At 49.6% G+C, this 21,014-nt stretch carries 19 protein-coding genes; 8 read left to right on the forward strand and 11 right to left on the reverse strand.

What is annotated here, in order from left to right; all coding sequences use genetic code 11:
• The first annotated feature begins 115 nt into the window (after nt 1-115).
• Nucleotides 116-1,405 (forward strand): MFS transporter, encoded by a 1,290-nt coding sequence (locus tag M3P05_RS16000; RefSeq protein ID WP_249701033.1) that lies wholly within the window; start codon nt 116-118, stop codon nt 1,403-1,405.
• Here the strand turns inward: M3P05_RS16000 and M3P05_RS21285 are convergent.
• The 10 genes from M3P05_RS21285 to M3P05_RS16045 form a co-directional block, all read right to left on the reverse strand.
• The gene (locus M3P05_RS21285) at nt 1,331-1,615 is read right to left on the reverse strand and encodes a GNAT family N-acetyltransferase (protein WP_408635928.1); all 285 of its coding nucleotides are present in this window, start codon (nt 1,613-1,615) and stop codon (nt 1,331-1,333) included. The genes M3P05_RS16000 and M3P05_RS21285 overlap by 75 nt on opposite strands.
• Nucleotides 1,616-1,728: 113 nt before the next feature.
• Nucleotides 1,729-2,490 carry a uridine phosphorylase gene (gene udp / locus M3P05_RS16005; protein WP_408635926.1) on the reverse strand — a complete coding sequence of 254 codons (762 nt, stop codon included), beginning with the start codon at nt 2,488-2,490 and terminating at the stop codon, nt 1,729-1,731.
• A 187-nt stretch (nt 2,491-2,677) separates the two neighbouring features.
• The gene (gene syd / locus M3P05_RS16010) at nt 2,678-3,241 is read right to left on the reverse strand and encodes a SecY-interacting protein (RefSeq protein ID WP_249701034.1); all 564 of its coding nucleotides are present in this window, start codon (nt 3,239-3,241) and stop codon (nt 2,678-2,680) included.
• 90 nt (nt 3,242-3,331) lie between these two features.
• Nucleotides 3,332-4,105, reverse strand: a complete 774-nt coding sequence (locus tag M3P05_RS16015) for a hypothetical protein (protein ID WP_249701035.1) — start codon at nt 4,103-4,105, stop codon at nt 3,332-3,334.
• A gap of 120 nt (nt 4,106-4,225) precedes the next feature.
• Nucleotides 4,226-4,843 carry a CDP-alcohol phosphatidyltransferase family protein gene (locus M3P05_RS16020; protein ID WP_249701036.1) on the reverse strand — a complete coding sequence of 206 codons (618 nt, stop codon included), beginning with the start codon at nt 4,841-4,843 and terminating at the stop codon, nt 4,226-4,228.
• Nucleotides 4,836-5,489, reverse strand: a complete 654-nt coding sequence (locus M3P05_RS16025; RefSeq protein WP_249701037.1) for an ATP-binding cassette domain-containing protein — start codon at nt 5,487-5,489, stop codon at nt 4,836-4,838. The genes M3P05_RS16020 and M3P05_RS16025 overlap by 8 nt, the downstream gene beginning before the upstream one ends.
• Nucleotides 5,486-7,135, reverse strand: coding sequence for an ABC transporter permease (locus M3P05_RS16030; protein WP_249701039.1), 1,650 nt, complete (start codon nt 7,133-7,135; stop codon nt 5,486-5,488). Before M3P05_RS16030 ends, M3P05_RS16025 begins: the two co-directional genes overlap by 4 nt.
• Before the next feature lie 39 nt (nt 7,136-7,174).
• Complete coding sequence (locus tag M3P05_RS16035) at nt 7,175-8,404, reverse strand: ABC transporter substrate-binding protein (RefSeq protein WP_249701041.1); 1,230 nt, start codon at nt 8,402-8,404, stop codon at nt 7,175-7,177.
• 68 nt (nt 8,405-8,472) lie between these two features.
• Nucleotides 8,473-8,619 carry a hypothetical protein gene (locus M3P05_RS16040; protein ID WP_249701042.1) on the reverse strand — a complete coding sequence of 49 codons (147 nt, stop codon included), beginning with the start codon at nt 8,617-8,619 and terminating at the stop codon, nt 8,473-8,475.
• A 72-nt stretch (nt 8,620-8,691) separates the two neighbouring features.
• Entirely contained in the window at nt 8,692-10,737 is a 2,046-nt protein-coding gene (locus tag M3P05_RS16045) for a coiled-coil domain-containing protein (RefSeq protein ID WP_249701044.1), read from the reverse strand.
• 145 nt (nt 10,738-10,882) lie between these two features.
• On the opposite strand from M3P05_RS16045, the gene M3P05_RS16050 reads away from it, so the two are divergent.
• Together M3P05_RS16050 and M3P05_RS16055 are read left to right on the forward strand one after the other, a co-directional pair.
• Nucleotides 10,883-11,188 carry an HNH endonuclease gene (locus M3P05_RS16050; RefSeq protein ID WP_249701045.1) on the forward strand — a complete coding sequence of 102 codons (306 nt, stop codon included), beginning with the start codon at nt 10,883-10,885 and terminating at the stop codon, nt 11,186-11,188.
• Between the two features lie 209 nt (nt 11,189-11,397).
• On the forward strand, nt 11,398-13,680 hold the full coding sequence (locus tag M3P05_RS16055; protein WP_249701046.1) for a sensor domain-containing protein: 2,283 nt from the start codon (nt 11,398-11,400) through the stop codon (nt 13,678-13,680).
• Nucleotides 13,681-13,736: 56 nt separating this feature from the next.
• Here the strand turns inward: M3P05_RS16055 and M3P05_RS16060 are convergent, their stop codons facing one another.
• Nucleotides 13,737-14,648: a LysR family transcriptional regulator gene (locus M3P05_RS16060; protein ID WP_249701047.1), complete on the reverse strand. Its 912-nt coding sequence runs from the start codon at nt 14,646-14,648 to the stop codon at nt 13,737-13,739.
• 223 nt (nt 14,649-14,871) lie between these two features.
• Between M3P05_RS16060 and M3P05_RS16065 the strand changes: the two genes are divergently transcribed.
• The 5 genes from M3P05_RS16065 to tssC all read left to right on the forward strand — a co-directional run bounded on the left by M3P05_RS16065 (nt 14,872) and on the right by tssC (nt 21,010).
• A complete protein-coding gene (locus M3P05_RS16065; protein ID WP_249701048.1) occupies nt 14,872-16,566 on the forward strand; it encodes a tetratricopeptide repeat protein in 1,695 nt (564 codons plus the stop codon).
• A complete protein-coding gene (locus M3P05_RS16070; RefSeq protein WP_249701049.1) occupies nt 16,563-18,089 on the forward strand; it encodes a type VI secretion system protein TssA in 1,527 nt (508 codons plus the stop codon). The genes M3P05_RS16065 and M3P05_RS16070 overlap by 4 nt, the downstream gene beginning before the upstream one ends.
• Before the next feature lie 292 nt (nt 18,090-18,381).
• On the forward strand, nt 18,382-18,921 hold the full coding sequence (locus tag M3P05_RS16075) for an Hcp family type VI secretion system effector (protein WP_249701050.1): 540 nt from the start codon (nt 18,382-18,384) through the stop codon (nt 18,919-18,921).
• A gap of 101 nt (nt 18,922-19,022) precedes the next feature.
• Nucleotides 19,023-19,532, forward strand: coding sequence for a type VI secretion system contractile sheath small subunit (gene tssB, locus M3P05_RS16080; RefSeq protein WP_249701051.1), 510 nt, complete (start codon nt 19,023-19,025; stop codon nt 19,530-19,532).
• A complete protein-coding gene (gene tssC / locus M3P05_RS16085) occupies nt 19,532-21,010 on the forward strand; it encodes a type VI secretion system contractile sheath large subunit (protein ID WP_249701052.1) in 1,479 nt (492 codons plus the stop codon). The genes tssB and tssC overlap by 1 nt, the downstream gene beginning before the upstream one ends.
• The last annotated feature ends 4 nt before the right edge of the window (nt 21,011-21,014 follow it).

Here is a 21,014-nt window from a genome sequence, read left to right on the forward strand (position 1 = left end):
ACGGCTGCAACTATCGCAGTTGACGCTGGTTCGTGCAAAGTCGAAGTCGTAACTCAATTAATGTGTCGTCTGGTGAAAATTATCTATGCTGTTTGCCTCAGGAAGTGGAGGTATTATGGCTGGTCAAAATCATCTTTCACCCTCTAAAGTGGTAGCGATTGTTTCCCTTGGCGGTTTCCTTGAACTCTACGATTTTATTATTTATGCCATGATGGCAGGCTATCTGGCGGATCACTTTTTTCCAGCCGGTGATCAGGCAGTATCCCTTCTTCTGACGTTTTCAACATTCTCTGTTGGCTATCTGGCTCGTCCTTTGGGAGGCGCTGTGTTCGGGCATATTGGCGATCGCTATGGGCGCAAGCGGACATTTGCCCTCAGTGTTCTTATGATGGCAGCCAGCACCCTGACGATTTCAGTTTTGCCCGGGTATAGCCAGCTGGGTGTGCTTGCGCCGGTGATGCTGACCATTCTTCGCCTGGTACAGGGGTTTTCACTCGGCGGGGAAGTACCCGGCGCCATAACTTACCTTCGGGAAACCCAGAAACATCCCGGGCTGGCTGGTGGAGCCCTGTTTATGGCTTTGATGCTGGGTGTAGCTGGAGCATCAATGGTGCATAACCTGCTACTGGTGATGCTCGGACAGCAACAGGTTGCCGAGTGGGGCTGGCGGCTTGCTTTTGCGCTGGGAGGCAGTCTGGGAATTGTCAGCTATTACATTCGTCGCCGTTTCCGGGAATCGCCGGTTTTTCAGGCTTTGTTTGAAGGTCAGAAGAGAACGCAGATTCCTCTGGTTGAGCTTGTTTCCAGTCGGGGAAAGTCTCTGGTTGCTGGAGTAATGGTTATGGCTATGGCTGGAGCCGTGGCAACGGTACTTCTGATATTTGGACCTGGCTATTACATACGTATGCTGGGTTATCCCTCTTCTGAAGTCAGTTTTGCCATTGCCGTGGCGTCGGTTGCAGCCAGTCCGGCCTGCCTGTTGGGCGGCTGGTTGTGTGAACATGTATCCAGAAATCATTTGCTGCTGATACTGGGAATGGCTCTGGGAGCTGTCTCTGTTCCAATGTTTCATTTGTGGGTGTCAGGGGGCAGTATCTGGCTGGTGGCTATACCAGCCAGCCTGATGGGGGCACTGTTCACGGGTGTGATCCCGGTTCTTTTGGGTGGTTTGTTTCCTGCAAGGTTCCGCTACACCGGGGTGGGTCTTTCATACAACCTGGGAATGACGATATTTGGTGGCCTTTCTCCTCCTTTGATTATGTTTCTTGTGGGTCAAACGGGGGATCTGTCAATTCCGGGCTATTACCTCACAGGTGTAGCCGGGCTCGGCTTATGTGGCGTGATTATGCTGTCTGGAAGGGGCAGGTTGACGAATCACAAGATGGCTCACCGGGCTATCTCCTGATTGAGCTGTACCTAAGCTGGAGAATCCTGGTTTTTGGTAAAAGCGAATATTTTCCTCGTCTGTGGTATCCAAAACAGCAGGTTGCTTTTCCTTATCCATGAAGGTTGCACTGTAGTTAATGAGAGCTGTAGCCAGGCCACAGCACTGATGCTCTGGGTGAGTACCAAGGATATTGAAATACCAGAATGGTTGTGTAGTCATGATCTCCATGCCAAGGAAAATAGAACATGACTTGCAGGTGGTAAACCAGAACTGGGTAAGAAGGGGGAGAGCAGATACGCCCAATTTCGTGGACGTATCTGAGAACTTGAGAAGTGAGTTACTTACTTCAGCAGACGGGCAGCAGCATCCACAACTACCTTGATAGCTGTCGCTTCACAGGCTGCGATTTTTGATTCATCAGGGATTTCCTGACTGGTGCGGTTTACGATAACCGCAGCCACACAACCGGCACGCAGACCCAGTGCGGCACACATGGTCAGCAGGGTGGCGGATTCCATTTCATAGTTCAGAACGCCCAGGCTCTGCCACTCTTCCATGGAACCACGGAACTGGCGGATCACATGGCCGGTGCGGGTGTCATAGCGTTCCTGACCTGGGTAGAAAGTATCAGAAGATGCAGTGATACCGATATGGCAGGGCATCTCTGCTGCACGTACAGACTCAACCAGTGCCTGTGTACATTCAAAATTGGCAACAGCCGGAAACTCCAGCGGAGCAAAATGGGTGCTGGCACCGTCAAGGCGAACAGAGCCGTTGGTCACAATCATATCGCCGGCAGGGATGTCTTTCTGGATAGAACCGGTCGTACCAACGCGCAGGAACGTGCGAATACCCAGCTGGGACAGCTCTTCAACCGCGATAGACGTGGATGGGCCACCAATACCGGTTGAGCACACAATAACTGGCTTGCCAGCAATCTCTGCGCGCCAGGTTGTGTATTCACGCACACTATGCAGGTGAACCGGGTTGTCCATCAGGCGGGCAATTCGCTCGACCCGCGCAGGGTCGCCGGGAACGATGGCCAGCTCAGCACCTTTCAGATCTTCGTCGGTAATGCCTAAGTGAAATACATTAATAGTCACAATACTTTTCCCTTATCGACAGTGTCGGCTAAACCGACTGCGGGTAGTGGGTTGTGTTGTCAGGCACAAAACATCCATGAGCGGGAAACAAGCGATATGTTCTGATATGGGTGAAGAGTTATAGCACCAAATGATTTGCATTTGATTGATATATGCAACTTCTTGCAGGTAAATGGTGAGTAAAACCTTAATTTACAACAGGTGTCAGCTGATCAATAAACGACGCAAGGTCTTGTGCAAGAAACTTGTGTGGCTCTTTGCCGACACTTTCTGCCCAGATCTCACCGGTGTCATTTTGCATGGAAATAATGATATCGTCATGATCGGTTACGGCAAGAAACAGTGTGACAGCCTGTTTTTTCTTCTGCTTCATCATGATATGGCCCAGCAGGTTTTCCTGTAGACGGGTGAAATCATCCTGGTTCCAGACCTGCAGCAGTTCGAGTTCACCATCAACTGTTTTTGCTGACAGGTTGCCGCTATAAAAGCTGGCGTAAAAGGCTTTGATATCCAGGTGCAGCTCAAATCCAAGAGCATGCTCCATATTGTCAAAAGCCAGATCGTCAGAGCATGGAGTCGGTTTCCATGTTACCAGGGCTCCATTATCTGCCTCGAACTGCTCACAGGGCGAGCACCATTCTTGGTCGTGTTCAATCTCTGGCAGAGAGTGATGACGTTCCTGATACTGTTTCAGAAACTTGCTCTGAAAGCTGTGCAATGTCTGGGCGACAGGATGGTTCTGGAACTGCATTTGATGAATCGCGAAAAGAAACGATTAGTATCCCATAAATCCCAGTATGATTCCCGATTTTTTATTTTGACGCCACTCACATATCAAAACCTATTCTGTCCCAGAAAGAATTGTTCTGAGATAGGTGTAATCTGTCCCAAATGGCAGAGCAGTAATATTGAATTGAAGGCCGCCTGAAACAGCATACTTTGCACCCATTTCTGCTCCAATGCCTATCGCGTTTGGAATAAGCTGGCCACGGCTGGCAATCCGAATGGCAGCAATGTTGCTCAGATCAAGGGAAGCACGGGGGGTGATTGAAAAAGGAGAGGTAGTGTACTTCGCCTGTGAATCCCAGCCAATCATCGCCCCCCCTCCTGCCGCGAACCCTGGCCCAATCGTGACTTCTCCAGATGGGCGCAGTTCCAGCCACCTGTTACCCAGCGTGCTTCGACATAATGCAAGATCAAATGATCCGGTTCCACCAACTAGAACGATCTGAGCACCAAAGTAAAAACCAATAGATCTGCAGTTATAAGTTGGGTTGGCGAAGCCAGTTAGAAGATTCTTTATGTCCTTTGTAGCAGGAGTACGGTCTATTTGAGAAAGATAAAAAGGGATCGACTGGGATGGGGTACCTTGATAATTATTCTTCAGTTGTCTGCAAAGAGCTTCAGGAGTCCCTTTAGTACAGCTTAGTGATGGGTTGAGGGAGGTGTTGATCAGGTCTGCAACCAGCGTGATTAACTCACTGCCGCCCTTGCGCTGATAAATGAGATCTCTGGAGCACTGTAACAGATCATCAAGAGCCGCCGAGGCATTTCGGCATGATAGAGACAGAATAACCGGAAGGCACAATAGCAGAGCAGTTTTTGATCCAGTCAACACAGTTACCCTCAAAGTCTTAAGAATCAGAGGGTAATAAAAGCATAAGAACCGGTGGCTCCAGTGATTTTTTTGTAACTGTGTTGTTTATTACTGTTTCTCAAAAAATACTTTGGTTGATCACTTGGAAATCAGCCTGGATAAAGTCTGATAACCCCCATAGATTCTTGTTGCAGTGGTCACAAAACAGAGTGTCCCAAAGAACCAGGCCAGTTCCGGAAACAGATTCGGCCAGAGGCAGATAGCAACATAAAACAGCAGGGTTTCCGTCCCTTCTGCAATGCCCCCCATATAGTGAAGGGATTTGCTCTCAAACTGAATCCGGTCTATCTGGTGCTTCTCGGCCATGATAGCGAAGGCCAGAAAGCTGCTTCCGGTTCCCATAAAGCTGAAAAGCAGGAAGGCGGCTGCCAGAGCATTCTGTTCAGGATTGGCCAGGGCGAAGCCAAAGATCACCGCAGAGTAGAAGACAAAGTCCAGGGTAATATCGAGAAACCCACCCGCATCTGTTGTGCCCCTGTGTCGGGCCAGAGCACCATCGAGCCCGTCTATAATCCGGTTCAGCAAAACAGCGATCAGGACAGGGATATACCATTCCAGCACCAGAAATGGTACTGACAGCAGACCAATAAGAAAACCGGTAAAAGTCAGCTTATCTGGAGTGATGGAGTCGGGCAGATTTTGGGCAGTCAGCTTCAGAGGGTTTTGCACCCAGGCATGGGTCCAGCGGTCAAGCATGGGCGACTCCTGTTTTAGCATGAGTGTCAGCAAGGGTGATAATCCGGCCGTTGCAGTCCTGCATATCATGGGTGACCAGAAGAGCGGGGATATTCTGTTCGCGAATCGTCTCAAAAACAAAACTGCGGAAACGCTGGCGCAGGTCGGCATCTAGCCGGGAAAACGGTTCATCAAGCAAGAGTGCGCGAGGTTCGGCAAGGAGAGTGCGCATCAGGCTGATACGTGAACGCTGTCCGCCGGACAGACTGGCAGGGTCAGCGTTATGGAAGTCTGGCAGACCTGCTGATTCCAGTGCCTGACTAATCCGTTCCTGTCGTATTTTTCTACTCAGCCCCCGTGGCAGGGCAAAAGCCAGGTTTTCGCCCACAGACATATGGGGAAACAACAGATCATCCTGAAACAGCAGACCAATATGACGCTTTTCCATGGGTAGATGCGTGACATTTTCTGCTCGAACATAAATCTCTCCACTGGCTTTAAAACCTGGAGCCAGAGAGCCACAGAGATAACCCAGCAGTGAAGACTTACCGCAGCCGCTGGGGCCCATAATCGAGACGGTTTCACCATTGGCAACGGTCAGGGAGAAGTCGTGCAGAAGGGTACGTCCTTCAATGGACAGGTTGATATCGATCAGCTCAAGACTCATCTCAGCATATCCTTGCGATGACGAAACAGCCAGCGAGGCAGAAGCAGGGCTGTAGCAAAAAAGAAAACCGGGAGCAGCTGCTGCATCACTGCATATAGAGCCAGTACACGACGGTTGCCACCGGAAGAAAGGGCAACAGCTTCAGTGGTCAGTGTCTCCAGGCGGCCTGCGCCCATCATGACTGTTGGCAGGTACAGTGCGGTGCTGACCGCAATACCCAGTGCCAATGTTGTCAGCAGTGATGGCAGCAGTATGGGGAGTTTGACCCGGATAAAGGTTTTCACTCTTGATCCTGATAACAGCAGTCCGGCCTGGGTATAACGCTGGTCGTACTGTCTCCAGAAACCGGCCAGATTGAGATAGCAGTAAGGAAACACAAACAGCAGATGGCTCAGCATCACGGTTATCCATAAACCATCAAGGCGCAGGGTTAGCAGTACTGTGTGGATACCAAGCAGAAACGTCATCTGTGGTAGCAGCAGCGGTAAGTAGAATGATGAGGTGACCAGATTCTTCCGAATATTTCTGGTTTGTGGCAGTGCTTCCAGAAAAAAGATACTGAGAGCAAGCCCAAATACAGTACTCGCTGTAGCGAGGCTCAAGGTTGTGAAAAGCGGGTCAATCACCCGCGGAAAGTAGCGTCCCCAGACCTTCAGAGACCAGACAGATGGAAGGATATCTGGATAGCGCCAGCGCCACGCAAATGACCAGACCACAACAAACAGAAGACTGGCTACAGCGGTAAACAGAGTAAACAGCCACAGGGAACGGCCACTGTTGACCATTAATGCTTTTGAGTTGCCCCGGTAACCGGCTGTCAGCCAGGACTTGAAAGCTTTTTTAATGACAAACTCTGTTGCCATCCATAACACGGCTGCAAACAGTACGAGTCCAAGAAGGAGAACCGAAGCTGCAGCAGCAGGCAAATGCATCTCGATATTCGGTGACTGTAGCCATTGCAGGATCTGGACTGGCAGAAGAGGGGGCAAAGCTGGTCCGATTATCAGCGAAACATCAATCACGGACAGGGAAAACGCCAGCACAATAAAAATTGATAACCGGATTTTGGGATACAACTGAAGCCATACAAGTTTTAGCCAGCACTGCAGCGGTGTATAGCCAAGGGAGCGGCCAACAGTGAGTAGTCTTGTCACGGGTGACTGTCTAACAGCTGCAATCAGAACAAGCACCAGATAAGGAGCTTCTTTTAAAATCAGTGTCAGGATCAGACTGAAGCCATAAGGGTCATTGACTGTAAGAATATCCGGAGGTCTGTTCCACTCCATAGGCCCGGAAAGAAGCCGTGAAACAAAACCACTGGGAGACAGAAGAAACAGAACACCAATAGCCAGAGCCGAGTGGGGAATGGCCAACAAAGGAGCCAGTGTCCTTTCAGTGGCTTTCCATAACCGGGTATTCCAGCAGGTCACTACAAATATCAAAGCCAGAAGCAAAGCGATAACGGTGGCAGCAATACCTGTGAAAAGTGTTTTGGCAACCATTGTCCCCAGAGCCGGAGTGCTCAGCAGGGTGTGCCATGGTTCCAAAGAAAATGACTGAAAGCCCAGGGCTGGAAACCAGCCGAAGGCAGGCAGAAAAACGCCGATTGTTCCAATCAGCGTAATAAAGGGGAAAACCGTGGACAACAGGCGTGCCCACGTTTGAGAAGATGGCAGCATAGGTCGTTAACGGTACCTGCGCTGCCAGGCCTGTTCCAGAGCATTTACCCAGGAACTATGGGGTTCGGGAAGTGCAGTTCCCAGTTCTTCAGGGCGAAGAGTGGCGACGCCCAAAGGCAGTTCGGCAAACTTCTTCTGATCGTTTTTGCTGACCAGGGCAGGAGCCAGAACAGTCGGGTCGCCCCAGACCTGCGGATTGGCTTTGCGGATCTGGGCTTCAGGAGACATCAGGAAGTTAATGGCAACCTGTGCCCCTGCTTTAGAGGAAGAGTTGAAGGGGATCGCCAGAAAGTGTGAGTTGGCAATCGTGCCCTTGTCATGCACATAAGTGCGGACAGTCTCAGGAATCAGGCCGTTATTAATGGCAGTGCTGGCAGCATTGGGATTAAAGGTCAGGGAGAAACCAATCTCACCATCATCCAGCAGCGGCAGCATTGAAGTTGAACTGGTTGGGAAGGTTCGTCCCTTACGCCACAGGAGTGGGTGCAGCTGATCAAGATAAGCCCATAGAGGTTTGGTTACTTTATCAAATGCCCCATCCGTTACCGGCTTTTGCAGCAGTTCAGGGTGTTCGGTCAGTTCCATAACCGCCTGTTTCAGGAAGGTAGTACCTACAAAGTCAGGCGGAGCAGGGTAGGTAAACAGCCCGGGATTTTTCTGACTGAAGGCAAACAGCTCCTTCATGCTTTTAGGTGGCTTGGGAACAATAGAGGTGTCGTGCATAAACACCAGTTGTGCCATTCCCCAGGGCGCTTCCAGTCCTTCGACTGGTTCGGTAAAGTCAACCAGTGTTGTTGGCTTGCCCTTGGTATCGACATACTTCCAGCTGGGCAGCTGTTCGACAAACGGCCCATAGAGCAGGCCATGCTGCTTCATGGATTTAAAGTTCTCGCCATTAATCCACATCATATCGACGGAGCCGGAGTCCGAGCGGCCTGCACTTTTTTCTGTCAGAATTCGGCTGACAACCGTTGAAATATCATCAACTTTGACATGCTGCAGTTTGATTCCGTAACGGGATTTCAGCTCTCTGGCAGCCCAGTTCAGGTAATCGTTAACTTCTTCACTGCCTCCCCAGGCGTTGAAGTAAACGGTTTGTCCCCTGGCCTGCTTCAGGGTGTCATTCCAGTTGTCGGCAGCAAAACTGAGCGTGCTTAATAGCAGGGCGATGGGTAAAAATAACAGTTTTCTCAGGTAACTCCAGGCGGGCATGGTACGTCTCTTACCTAATGTCATTGGTGTTTCTCGGGCTCAGCGATAATGCCACCAAAGGTTGTGAAAAACAAAGAACAGTGGCAGGGGATTTATGTAGATGTTTGTAAGTAAACTGTTTTCCAAGGCGGGCGGGGTGATAGCCAGCCATCACAATTCTCCCTGATAAAGCTCATAACGTTCTGGGTATATCCACTCATCAGGCTTGCTGCCTGAGACTGCTCAGAAGGGTTTGTCATGGGTATTCTCCCGGACTCAAATCAACTAAGTGAGTGTATTTGAAATCCGGGAGTGTGCCATCGGCAGGGCAGTTATCTGCCTGTTGCTGAAGTCGAGTTGGTAAAAGTGATTCCGGTTGAGAAGTATGAAGCACGTGCATTCACAGGTATCCAGCGTGACTGTCGGTGTTCTTGGTAATAATACTCTTTCCCTTCTTTTCTAATCCAACTAACGAAATGGAGTCTAATGTTGCTGTCCACCAGCTCAAGTTGTTTTCGGGCATTGCTCCAGTCATTAACGAGATTTGAAACTTTATTATTAGCACGTGCATCCAGATATCTTTTAGCTATATGAGCGAATGTTGACATGTTAAAAAATGGAAGGTAGCCATCTGCTTTCAGTGCTTTCATTCCCGGTGGATTTACCAAAGTTGGAAGACGGGTAGAGCTTCCTGAGGGTACCTTGCCAGGTGCAATTAAGTCGTATTTTATTTCATCAAACTCTGAACTGAGAAGAGGGGTGAAAGTAACTTTGTGGCTGCGACTGGTTTCATTTATGGGCTTGCCAGAATCCATATGGATGCTCAGAAGTCCATGTTTCGAACAAATTACTGTATTGTCTCTCTCTTTCGTTTTCTCAAAATCTATAGTTTCCGCCCAGGGCACAGCATAAATTTCGAACCTTGCACCTTCAAATAAGTGGGGTGCTCCGGTTTTAGCTGCGTTTTTCTGAATAATATAAACTTCGTATCGTATGCCTTGTTCAGTAATGATCGTTTGCCCCTCTGATATGACATATCCAGACTTCCATTGACCATGGTTTAATGGAACATAAGAGTTTACTGTCTGAACTTTGCCTTTGATCTGAATTTCCTGCTTCAACCAAGGACTGAATTTCTTGCAGCAGCAGTTCATGAAACGAGGTAAGCAACAAAAAGGGCGTATAGTAACCCTTTGTGTGAGAGCCTTCATATCAGCAACTATCTCGTCACCTTCAGGCTCAAGGCTTGCTTCAGAAACAACTTTCTGAATATTTGATGCAAGGATGTTTTCTCGCTCAATGATTTGACTGTTAAGTCTCTCTGTTGCTGTTTGTCCCCGCTCGTCAACCTTAGGTTTCTTAGTAAGAACTAATCGTGCATTCTGGATTGTTTTATCAAGCTTGATCTTCTCCTGTTCTCGCTCTCTAGCAAGAGTTTTATCAAGCGTTCGAAGTGTCAGTTCTTCATTCGTTTTCTGCGTGTTATGTGATTTAATATTTTCCCTAATTTTCTCTGATCGTTTGGTTTTTTTATCAGCGTAGGTTGTATCAAGTCTACTGTGAGCGTTCACTGCCTCATCATGATCTCTTTGAGCCTGTTCTAAATCTGCTTTCAGAATCTTCTCATCTTCTGCTGATGCTTTAAGTGTGTCTCTGAGTTGTATTAGCTCATGTTCATCACGCTTATGCGCTTGACACATCGCTACAATAAGCCGCCAGTGTTCATCGCTGACATGCTTTTTAAGCATGGAATGGAGTCTTTCATTTCCGTCCTGCAGAACTTTTAAACGTGCAATTTCATCTCTTGTATTTTTTTCTTTTTCTTCAATTTTAGCCAGTTGTTGCTGCCGTTTCTTTTTGGTGATTTCTGCAACTTGATCCTTTATTTGAGCGAAAAGCGCTTGGGTCTTTCTTTCTTCAGCTGCAATGCTCTCAAGCTCATCATTTTTCTGTTGGTCAATTTTGTCTTCTCTGCTTTTTTTAATCTTTTCAAGATCCGCCAGTGCTATTTTTTCAGCGGCTAGCCGTTTTTCAATCTGTTGTTTCTCTACTTCTTTAGTAGAAAGCTTGTCATCGTAAAGTGTACTTGTTCTTGTAATTTCTGCTATTGCATTATCCCAGTCTCTATTATCTATCGCCTTCTTGACTGTGGGAGGTACATACAGAGGGCCGTCAGGGAGTACAAATCCCTGTGCCTCAACCGTTTCCTCCATTTCCACGATCTGTGACTGGCGACCAGTACCAGCTTTTTCTGGGGGGCGGCGGTCTCCTTTTGTTTTCGATCCAGCATGAGCCTGACTCTCCAGTAGTGATACAAGGAGTAAAAATATCAGAGCAGGGGTTACAGTTTGTCTTATCTTAGAAGCTTCGTTGCGCATGGCGGCTGCCGAATTCATCAGGAACCCAAGTCAAAGTAGACCACTAAAGAAGTATTGCAGTGGGAATGTGGTGTTTTTCCAGTTCTTGTTTGCAGCATTTAATGTCATATTAAGAGAACAAGAATTCTAAGAATGGAAAACCGGTATGGCAAAAGCTCAGCTTCAACGTCTTCTGTGGCTTCAGGGAAATACCTGCTTTTACTGTGGTCGTAAACTGCATCTCAAGGAGGCGAGCATTGATCATGTGCTTCCACGCAGTGAAGGTGGGACAGATGTTGTTGCCAACAAGGTTGTCTGCTGCAGAACAATAAATCAGACATTTGCCAATATGCCGATCAAGGAGAAAATGCGTTGTGTAATCCAGTGGCGTGGAGATGTCCCCTGCCCGATGGTTGAGATGGAAAAAATTGCAAGTGTCAGTGTGATAGAAGAGTTTGAAAAGGAGGGGTAGATCCTTTCTGGATTCTATTCTAGAACTCACCGCACATAGGGCTAACTGGTTGAGTTAAATCAGTGTTTCAGTGATTGGTACAGTCTGAAACTGTGTTTTTGAAAAATCTGTGCAGATCGACATTTTATTTTTCTGCCGTATATCCGTAGTAGTGATAAGGTTGTGCGTTTTTTTGTAGTTGCTCCGGTTCTTATTGAGTAAAGCTCCCTATGCTTGCCAGTCATCGAACACTGTTTGATTCCCTCTATGGACACTTGCTTAACCCTTTGGCAGTGGTCGGGAGTAAAGATCTTCAAGTCTGCTATGCCAACCAGGCATTGAAAGGGCTTTTCAAAACTATTGACTGGACTTCTCCCCATATTTCATTAGCAGCTATGTTCGAGTTTGATTTGGGTGAAGCTGTAAACCTGGAGCTTTTGGAAAGATGCAGTCAGCAGGTCGAGGCGTTTGAATGCATCAATGTCTCTGATACTCTCAGAGTCTTTCAGGTTACACCTGCCCAGTTGAAGCTGGATGATGACTCCCCAGAGTACTTTGTTCTGCAGGTGCAGGCATCATCACGCAGTACCGCAATTCTGCCCTCCTCAGATAGCCGACTGACCTACGCCCTCACAGAAGCCTGTGATGGTTTATGGGACTGGTGTATTGGTACCGGCGAGGTCTTTTTCAGCCCAAAACTGGATCAGATGCTTGGTTTTGATCCGGAAGAAAGATCTCCCTGTTTTGAGAGCTGGGCTGGTCTTGTACATCCCGATGATATAAATCGGGTACAAGATGCTTTAGGTTGTCACCTTCGTGGTGATTCAGAAAGTTATGATATTGAGTACCGCATATATACCAAACAGGGTGGTATGAAGCAGGTTCGTGACCGCGGTCGTATTTGTCGCTGGGACAGCGAAGGTAACGCTTCACGGGTTATCGGTATGCTGTCGGATATCACGGCTTATCGGGAACTGGAGAGTGAACTGCGTGAAACCCGGGACCGGTTTGAAGATTATGCCCTGTGCGGATCAGACTGGTTCTGGGAAACGGATCAGAACCTGGTTATTCAGGATGTCTCCAGCCAGTTTACCCGCCAGACAGGTGTTGGTGCGGAAGACATCAAGGGACGGAATCTTCTGAATCTGCTCAGGGAGAGTGAGCAGACCAGTGCTATTGATGCGGTAAAAGACAGTCTGCCGATCAGGAATATTCGTCTGGCCATAGGGCAGCAGAAATACTGGATAGCTTTGAGTGGCCGCTCCATGTTTGACCGGAGCGGAGTGATGTGTGGCTACCGGGGTATCGGTGAAAATATCCATGATCAGGTTATGCTGGAAAAAACCGTCCAGGCTTATAAGCACAATGCTGAAGTGATGATGGATCGTGCCCCGGCAGCAATTGGCATGATTAGCGAGAAAGGTCAGTTCTTTTATTCCAATAAAGCGTTTCTGTCTCTGCTGCGCGCCGACACTAACAACCTTTCCGAGAAGTATCGCAATGAAAAGCAGCTGAGCAAGCCTGATAAACAGGTGCTGCAATCCGATGAGAGCATGATCTTCGAGATGGTGATGGAAACCCTCGACGGTCCGCAGTTCTATTCGGTCTTGAAATTCCGCCTTAACCGTGCCGATAAAAATGAGCGTCTGGTGGTGACCATCGCCATGGACATCACCTATACCCGCCAGAGAGAAGTCGATCAGAAAAAGATTGAAATGGTACTGGACAATATTGCGGAAGGAATTCTGATTACCGACCTTGACCATAAAATTGTCAGTGCCAACCGTTCCATGCAGGAAACAACCGGATACACCCTGGATGAACTGGTTGGCAAAACACCATCGATTTTCAGTTCCGGACGATACGACAGGGGCTTCTACCAGGAACTCTGGAACGAGGTACACCAGTCCGGAAAATGGCGGGGAGATATCTGGAACCGTTGCCGTAATGGTTCGGTTATGCGTCAGCATGTGTCCATCCAGGCCATTATGGTTGATGGACAGGTGCAGCATTATATTGGCATTTACTCAACGGCTTTCCAGTCTGGTATCCGGCGCGATTCCGAGATGTTTGCCCAGCAGTATGACCCTCTGACCAGTCTGCCAAATCGTATGCTGTTCCAGGATCGTCTGCATATGGCCTGCCAGCGTTCCCGTGTCCGGAGACATTCGGTGGAGATCACCCTGGTGCATGTATCCAATATGACGACACTGAATGATGGGTATGGCCATACAGTTGGGGATCAGGTGTTAAAGCGGGTGGCGTTTCACTTGCAGGACGGACTGTCTCTGGATGATACGGTTGCCCGTTACAGTTCGGATGAGTTTGTGGTGATCAGGGAGAAAGGACTGGAAATATCTGCAGACGAATTAATTCGCCCGGTGCTTGACCGGCCTATTGTTCTGGGAGATGGAGCCAGGGTTGTGCCGGAATACACTGTGCAGTCTGTCAGGTATCCGGATCAGGGAGCCAACCCCCACCGATTGATGCGACTGTTGCATAATCGGGAATAAATCCTTTTATTGTTACGCTGGTGCAAAAAGCCCTGAGCGGAAAGTAAAATCCAGGTTTACACCAGCGGCCAGTTAATGGCAGACGACAGATACTCCTCAATAAAGTCCATAAAGACTCTTGCCGCACGGGTTAACTGACGGTGAGAGGGGATAATGGCATCCAGAGAACTCTTCTTCATGGTCCACTCAGGCATAAGTGGTACCAGCAAGCCCTGTTCACACAGTGGACCGGCCATCAGTGATGGCAGTTCACCAATTCCCATTCCTGCAACAATGGCTTCCTGAACCAGCGAATAACAGTCAAAGACCGTTTCGTCAGGGGGCAGAATACGGGATGTTGAAGTGCTCTGATCCTTGCGCTCCAGCAGCCAGACTCCTGGTTTGCAGGCAGCACCGTAAAGAATACAGTCGTATTGCAGCAGGTCTTCCGGCTGTTCAAGGCTGACAACCTGTTGCTTGTAGGAGGGCGCACAGACCAGCTGGTGACGGAACTCGATCAGTGGTTTGGCCACAGAGCGGTGATCATCCTGGGGTTCGGTACAGAACAGGATGTCGGCCGCACCTGAGATCAAATCATTATCCTGGCTCTGGCTGGCAATACGGATACTGATATCCGGGTAATAGCGCCGGAAACGCTGAATGAGTGGTAGAAAAAGGTACTGGCTGTAACCCCTGGGCAGAACAATACGCACGACTCCAGACGGCAGGTCACGCCTGTTGGTCAGACTTGACTCGGCATCTTTCAAGGCTGAGATGGCACTTACACAACTGTCATAGAGGTCTTCACCTGCCAGAGTCAGTTGCATACGACGGGTGCTGCGTTCCATCAGTCGTGCATCCAGCTGCTTTTCAAGCGCCTGTATACGCCGACTGATTGTTGAAACCGGAAGGTCCAGCTTTCTGGAAGCGGCTGACAGGCTGCCGGTTTCAGCAACACTGATAAAAATATTCACTGCATTTAAGTCCATGGCGCAAACCCTACCGGAAAGCCATCGCCGCAGAAGTCAATTATTGTCCCACTTTTGCAAAAGTGATTTGCGATTATTGACGTTAAAAAAAGTTGCGGGATCGGTAACCTGAAGTTACTGAAATTTGCCCAGCTGAATAACCGGGTCTCTGGGTCAGGTATGAGACAGGCAATATTATTTCAGATTTATTGAATCCAGATCCCTTTCAGCCGAGTACTTACCTGTGTTGATCTGGCATGCACCGGGGTGCGTGTCTGGCGTAAGTTCAAATGTCGTTATTGAGGTGGTGCTGTTGGTTCAGTCTTACTCCAGCGAAACCAGAAATATAAATAAGTCAGCAGCGTCTTGCCAGCTGACAGCCTCAGCCTGGCTGAAGGCTTCTAATTGGCTGAAGGCTTCTAATTGGCTGAAGGCTTCTAATTGGCTGAAGGCTCCTAATTGGCTGAAGGCTCCTGCTCTATCGGTTGCTTTGATTCTTGCTGGCTGTTCATCTATTGAAACCCGCACTGATGCGGAAGTTTCCTACATCAGTTATCTCGACAGTTACCAGCTGAATGCGCCTGCCATGAACATGCAGCGCGATGCCTGGCCACTTGAGCGCACTGAAGAGTCTTATCAGCGCATTGTTAAAAGCCTGACTCCATTTTCTCTGCCTGTTGAAACCGCCGATGTCGAGCCGTCTTTTTCTCTGCTGCAGAGCCAGAGTTTTCAGTGGGTAAAAACCATGGCCCTTGAAGAAACCAAAGCTGGAAAGATAACCGATAGTGTTCAGACACACTATGCACTGCTGGTTTGGCTGGGTTATGGCGAAAACAGCACACTGACCCATGAGCAGAGAGAAGCCAAGGCCCTCAAGCTGCTTCGTCGAATTCCAAAGCGTGATGCGTTCAGTAATTATCTGGCCGGTGTTATCACGTTCAATCAAAAACCTGCACTGGCTCTGGCTTATCTAAATCGTGCTGCAGCAGGTGGATATGCTCCGGCCCAGGCTCTGCTGGCCAGATTCTACCAGGGTGAAAGCGGTGTTCCCCGCGATGATAAAAAAGCGCGGAGTATGTTGATTCGCCTGGTTAATAACAAACAGACTCCTGTCGGACAGAAGCTTACTGCCTATGGCTGGCTGGGTGCCATGTCGTTCTACGGCGTGGGAACAGGTGTTAACGATAAAGTGGCATTTAATTACCTGAACAAGGCACAGTCTGTACCTGCGCTGCAGTACCTGCAGGGGTTGATGGTCAGTGAAGGCCTGGGTACCAAAGCTGATAAGAAAGCAGCCAGTAAACGTATTGCTCAGGCCGCGATGGCCGGAAGTGCATCAGCAGCTAACCAGCTGGCTTTGGACTATCTCAATGGTCAGGGTGTTGCGGTATCGCCTCGCAAAGCCAGAACCTATTTTGTCAAAGCCTCAGACACAGGATCTGTTGCTGCAGCCTACAACCTTGGTGTTGATCATCTCTATGGCAGTGCGACACCAGCCAGTATTGCGGATGCAACATTCTGGTTTGACCGTGCAGCAGATCAGGGCAGCCTGAAGGCACAGCGTTCGTTGATCTACCTGACGCTGGAAGACCAGCGCTGGTATGACTTCAGCAGTGAAGAAGCCGCGCTGCTGCGTGCCGAACTGCAAAAAGCGGCAGAGCGGGGGGATAACTGGAGCAGCTATGCACTTGGTCTGTTGACCTTGCGCGGACAGGGTGGCGCTGCAGATACCCAGGCCGGGTATGCATGGCTGAATATTGCCGTTGCCCTCGGATATCGTCAGGCCGCCGAACTGCGTGATGCAGCGGCCCTGCAGATGACACGTCCGGAATTGGAGCGTGCGCAATCACTCTCACAAACATTATTTGATCAGATTGAGTTGTCCCAGGAACAGGAACAGGAACAGGTGAATCAGCAACAGGGAGTGGCACAGCTATGACAATGATACAGAATCTTGAAAGACTGCTGGCACCCATTTCCGGTGATAACCCTGCAGGCATCTATCTGAAGGATGACCGGGCAACCTATCGTCCACTGCGCAACAGCTATAACGTGGCTCAGACTTCATTTCGCAAGCTGACCAACAATCCGACAGCTGAAGAGCTGGATGAGCTGCAGGGTGCCAACTTTGATAACTGGAAAGAGCTGTCAGGTCAGCTGCTGGACGTGATTTCCGGGCAGTCCAAGGATCTGGAGTGCATCAGCTGGCTGACGCTGGCTCAGCTGTTTTCCATCAAACCCTATGAAAACCTCAATGCCTGCCTGCAACTGATGGCCGGTGTCGTTGACCAGTTTGGTGAGCAGGTTCAACCCTGCGTGCCGGATAAAAAACTGCGTGCCCAGGATGATGCCGGACGTAAAAGCGAGCGCGCCGGATTGCAGCTGCGCCCTGTGGTACAGATGCTTGGTGAATCAGAGGAAAGCTGCTTGCTTGGACTGCCCCTGAGAATGCTGCCCCTGATCGGTGACATTGATTATGTCGCCTGGAAAAGCGCCGAAGGCCAGGGCAATCGCAGTGAACTGCAGCAGCAGGCAAGGCAGGCACTGGCTGATGAACAATCTGAAGTCATCAACCGTGTTCTTGCTATTGATAATGCCCTGGAAGCCCTGGATAAGCTCGATCAAGTGCTGGCCGATTATGCCGGTGCCTGCGGAGCTTCAAAAGTCAGCAGTCGTTTTCTTCGTCACCAGCTGGCGTCAAACCTGAATGCTCTGAAAGCACTGACGGAAGGGGCTCTGGTACCCTGGCCGCTGGATGTGAAACAGCAGGCAGCTGTTGTTGAGAGTCAGGCGCAGAGTGCCGGAGTTGAAGAAGAGCATGCGGCAAAACAGAACAGTCCTTTGGCAGCTGCTGAAGTGGTTCAACATCAGGTAACAGTTAACAACGGCGTTGCAGAACCGATTTATAACCGTGACCAGGCATTTCAGCAGTTGCGCCTGATCGCAAACTTCTTCGCCAGAACGGAACCGCAGAGTCCGGTAGCCAGCCTGATCGAGAAAGCGATTCGCTGGGGGTATACCCCTCTGCCGGATCTGATCAATGAGCTGGTACAGGGGCATGATGGCCTGATGGGAAGAATCGGTGAGCTGACCGGTATGGGGTCTGACAAAGTCCATATTCCGGGGGCACCGGCACAGGGCTTGATTGCGCCGCCGGAAGAAGTGCCAGTTGCTCCATCGCGGTGCGTTCAATCACAGGAGGTTCTGGCCCAAGAGCCACAGGTGCCGACTATACCGCAGCCTCCCGTTCAGAAGGTCGCCGATCAACCTGTTTATCAGGAACCAACTCAGCCTGAGCCTCAAAAAGAAGAGCAGCCTCAGTCTGTACAGGAACCGGTGAATCAGAAGCCAGCAGGAATACCAAGCTTTTTAAATCTTCCCCAGCAGGAAGAAAAGAAACCGGCGGTGAAGAAATCATCTGGGCCAGGTGGAATTAATCTGGCCAGCTTGGGAATTCGTTAGAAATACTTGTTTCAGATTGAGTTCTGATAAAGCTTCTAACTGAATTTTTATTGTTTACAAAGCATAACATTTTTTTCACAAATAACGTGCATCTATTTGAATCTAAAAGCTTTAGATTTTCGTATAGAAAAGTACACAACAGCGAAAGTCTATGTAAGAACAACTGCGTAGAAAACTGACGCTAAAAAAGTTCCGGGAAAGTCCGAATGATAACGCCATTGCTTTTTTGTTGATGGCAAAGGATTTCTGCATCCCGGATTTATACAACGAGTGAAACAGAAGGGTTGTTGTCATGGCCAACATGTATATGAAGATCGGTACTCACGACGGTAAGGGCGATGCGACTGCCAAGTACGCTGGTGATGCGGGCGTTTCTGAAGGTGGCTGGTTTGCTATCCGCTCCTTCAACTGGGGCGCAGCACGTTCCGTTGGTATGGATATCGGTAACGGCATGAACCGTGATGCCGGTATGGTTGCCATGAGTGAAATCTCCGTCAGTAAGGAGATGGATGGTGCTTCCGAGAACATTCTGTCCCGTATGTATGTTCCTGGCGAACAAGGCGACGAAGTGCAGATTATCGTCACCAAGCCTGCCCGTACCGGTCAGGGCGCAGAAGTTTATCTGCAAATCACATTGACGAATGCCCGTATCGTGAACTACTCCCTGAGTGCATCTGACGGTGCAACTCCGTTCGAAAATCTGGCACTGGCTTACAGCAAGATGGCAGTGAAACACTGGCACGAAGAAGAAGGCGGCAACCTGGTTGCTGGTGGCGATGTCACCTACGACCTGCCGACTGGTGTTGCTGAGTCTCACGCTATCAGCGGCTAATTGTCGTCTAAGGCTTACCCGGTCCGTCTCCTCGAGAGGTTTCGGGCCGGGTAAGCCGGTAAATCGGTAAACCTAAAGCATCACTGTATAGGGGTAGTGAAGTGGCTTTGAATTCACAGCATAAACGTGTCAGCAAAAACCGAGTCAGCCTGACATACGATGTAGAAACAAACGGTTCCGTTGAGAAAAAGGAACTGCCATTTGTGGTTGGTGTCGTAGGCGATTTTGCCGGGCACAAACCCGAGCATGAGAAGGACGAGGTTGACTACCGCAGTTTTATTGATGTGGACAAAGACAACTTCGATTCTGTGATGAGCAAGGTTGACCCTCAGCTCAGTTATAAGATTGATAACAAACTGACCGAAGCCGATGATCAGTTTGAAGTTAACCTGTCGTTCAAGTCCATGAAGGATTTTGAACCTGCCAATGTTGCTCGCCAGATTGAGCCTCTGCGCCAGCTGATGGATATCCGTAACCAGCTGAAAGAACTGCTGTCCAAGGCAGACCGTTCCCGTGACCTGGAAAAACTGCTGAAGGAAATCCTGCAGAATCAGGAAGCCAGCGCTTCCCTGATCAGCGAACTGGGTATTGCTAAAGAGGGAGAAGAGTAATGAGCACAGAAGCACAGGCTCAGGCCCAGCCAGCAGAAGCCGGGGAAACACTCAGCTTCCTGGATCAGGCTATTCAGGCAACTGCCCAGACTCCGGCGGACACCACCAAAGAACTGCTGTCCGTTTTGATGGGCCAGGTTATGGACGGGACTGTCACCTGGGACAAGAACCTGACCAAAACTATCGAAGATGCCATTGTTGCTCTCGATGAAAAGATTTCCGTGCAGCTGACTGATGCCATGCACAATGAAGACTTCCAGAAACTGGAAGGCTCCTGGCGCGGACTGCAGAAGCTGGTGAAAAACAGCGAGCTGGGCCGTCAGCAGAAACTGCGTATCATCGACTTTACCCGTGATGAGCTGCTGGAGCAGTTTGAAGATGCGCCAGCCATTGACCGCAGCCGTTTCTTCGACCTTGTGTACCAGCATGAATACGGTACCGCCGGTGGTGAACCATTTGGTGCCCTGATCGGTGATTACGAGTTCTCTCACAAAGATGAAGATGTAGCCCTGCTGCGTTATGTGGGTGAGGTTGCCGCTGCGGCACACGCTCCATTTATTGCTGCAGCCAGCCCGGAACTGTTCGATTTCAACACCTTCGAAACCTTTAACGAAGGCAAGCCCGTTGCCGCCGGTTTCGACACTCCGGCTTATGCAAGCTGGAACTCTTTCCGTGACAGTGATGACTCCCGCTATGTCACCCTGACTCTGCCGCGCACCCTGGCTCGTATGCCATACGGTACAGGCGGTACCCAGGTGAAAGACTTTAACTTTGAAGAGTTTCGTGCTGCCGCTGACGGCGAGCGTCGTCCGGAAGGTCAGCAGGACTTCACCTGGACCAACGCAGCCTACGACATGGGTCTTCTGATCAACACGTCCTTCACCAAGTACGGCTGGTGTACCGCAATTCGTGGTGCTGAAAATGGCGGTAAGGTAGAAAGTCTGCCTAACTTCATCTTCAAGTCAGAAGCTGGTGACCAGATTCAACAGTGTCCGACTCAGATCAACTTTACTGATGAGCGTGAAAAAGAGCTGTCTGATCTTGGTCTGTTGCCACTGGTGCACTATAAGAGCAGTGATTACGGTGTCTTTATGGGTGCCCAGACAGTTCAGCGTCCGAAAGAGTTTGTTGATCCTGATGCGACTGCCAATGCGGCTATCTCTGCCCGCCTGCCTTATATCATGGCCAGCTCCCGTATTGCTCACTACCTGAAGGTTATGGGTCGTGACAAGATCGGTTCTGCCATGGATCCCATTGATGTGCAGAACGATATGGCTTCCTGGATCAACCAGTATGTCAACCCGAACGCAGTCGGTAACGATGCCAAGGCTGAAAAACCTCTGCGTGAAGCCGTGATCAAGGTTGAAGAGCAGACCGGCCGTCCTGGTTGCTACTCTGCGATTGCATATCTGCGCCCATGGCTGCAGATGGAAGAACTGACCACTTCCCTGCGTATGGTTGCCAATATTCCTGGGTAATAAA

Origin of the sequence: Parendozoicomonas callyspongiae, assembly GCF_023502345.1 — a bacterium.
Classification (GTDB): Bacteria; Pseudomonadota; Gammaproteobacteria; order Pseudomonadales; family Endozoicomonadaceae; genus Sansalvadorimonas; species Sansalvadorimonas callyspongiae.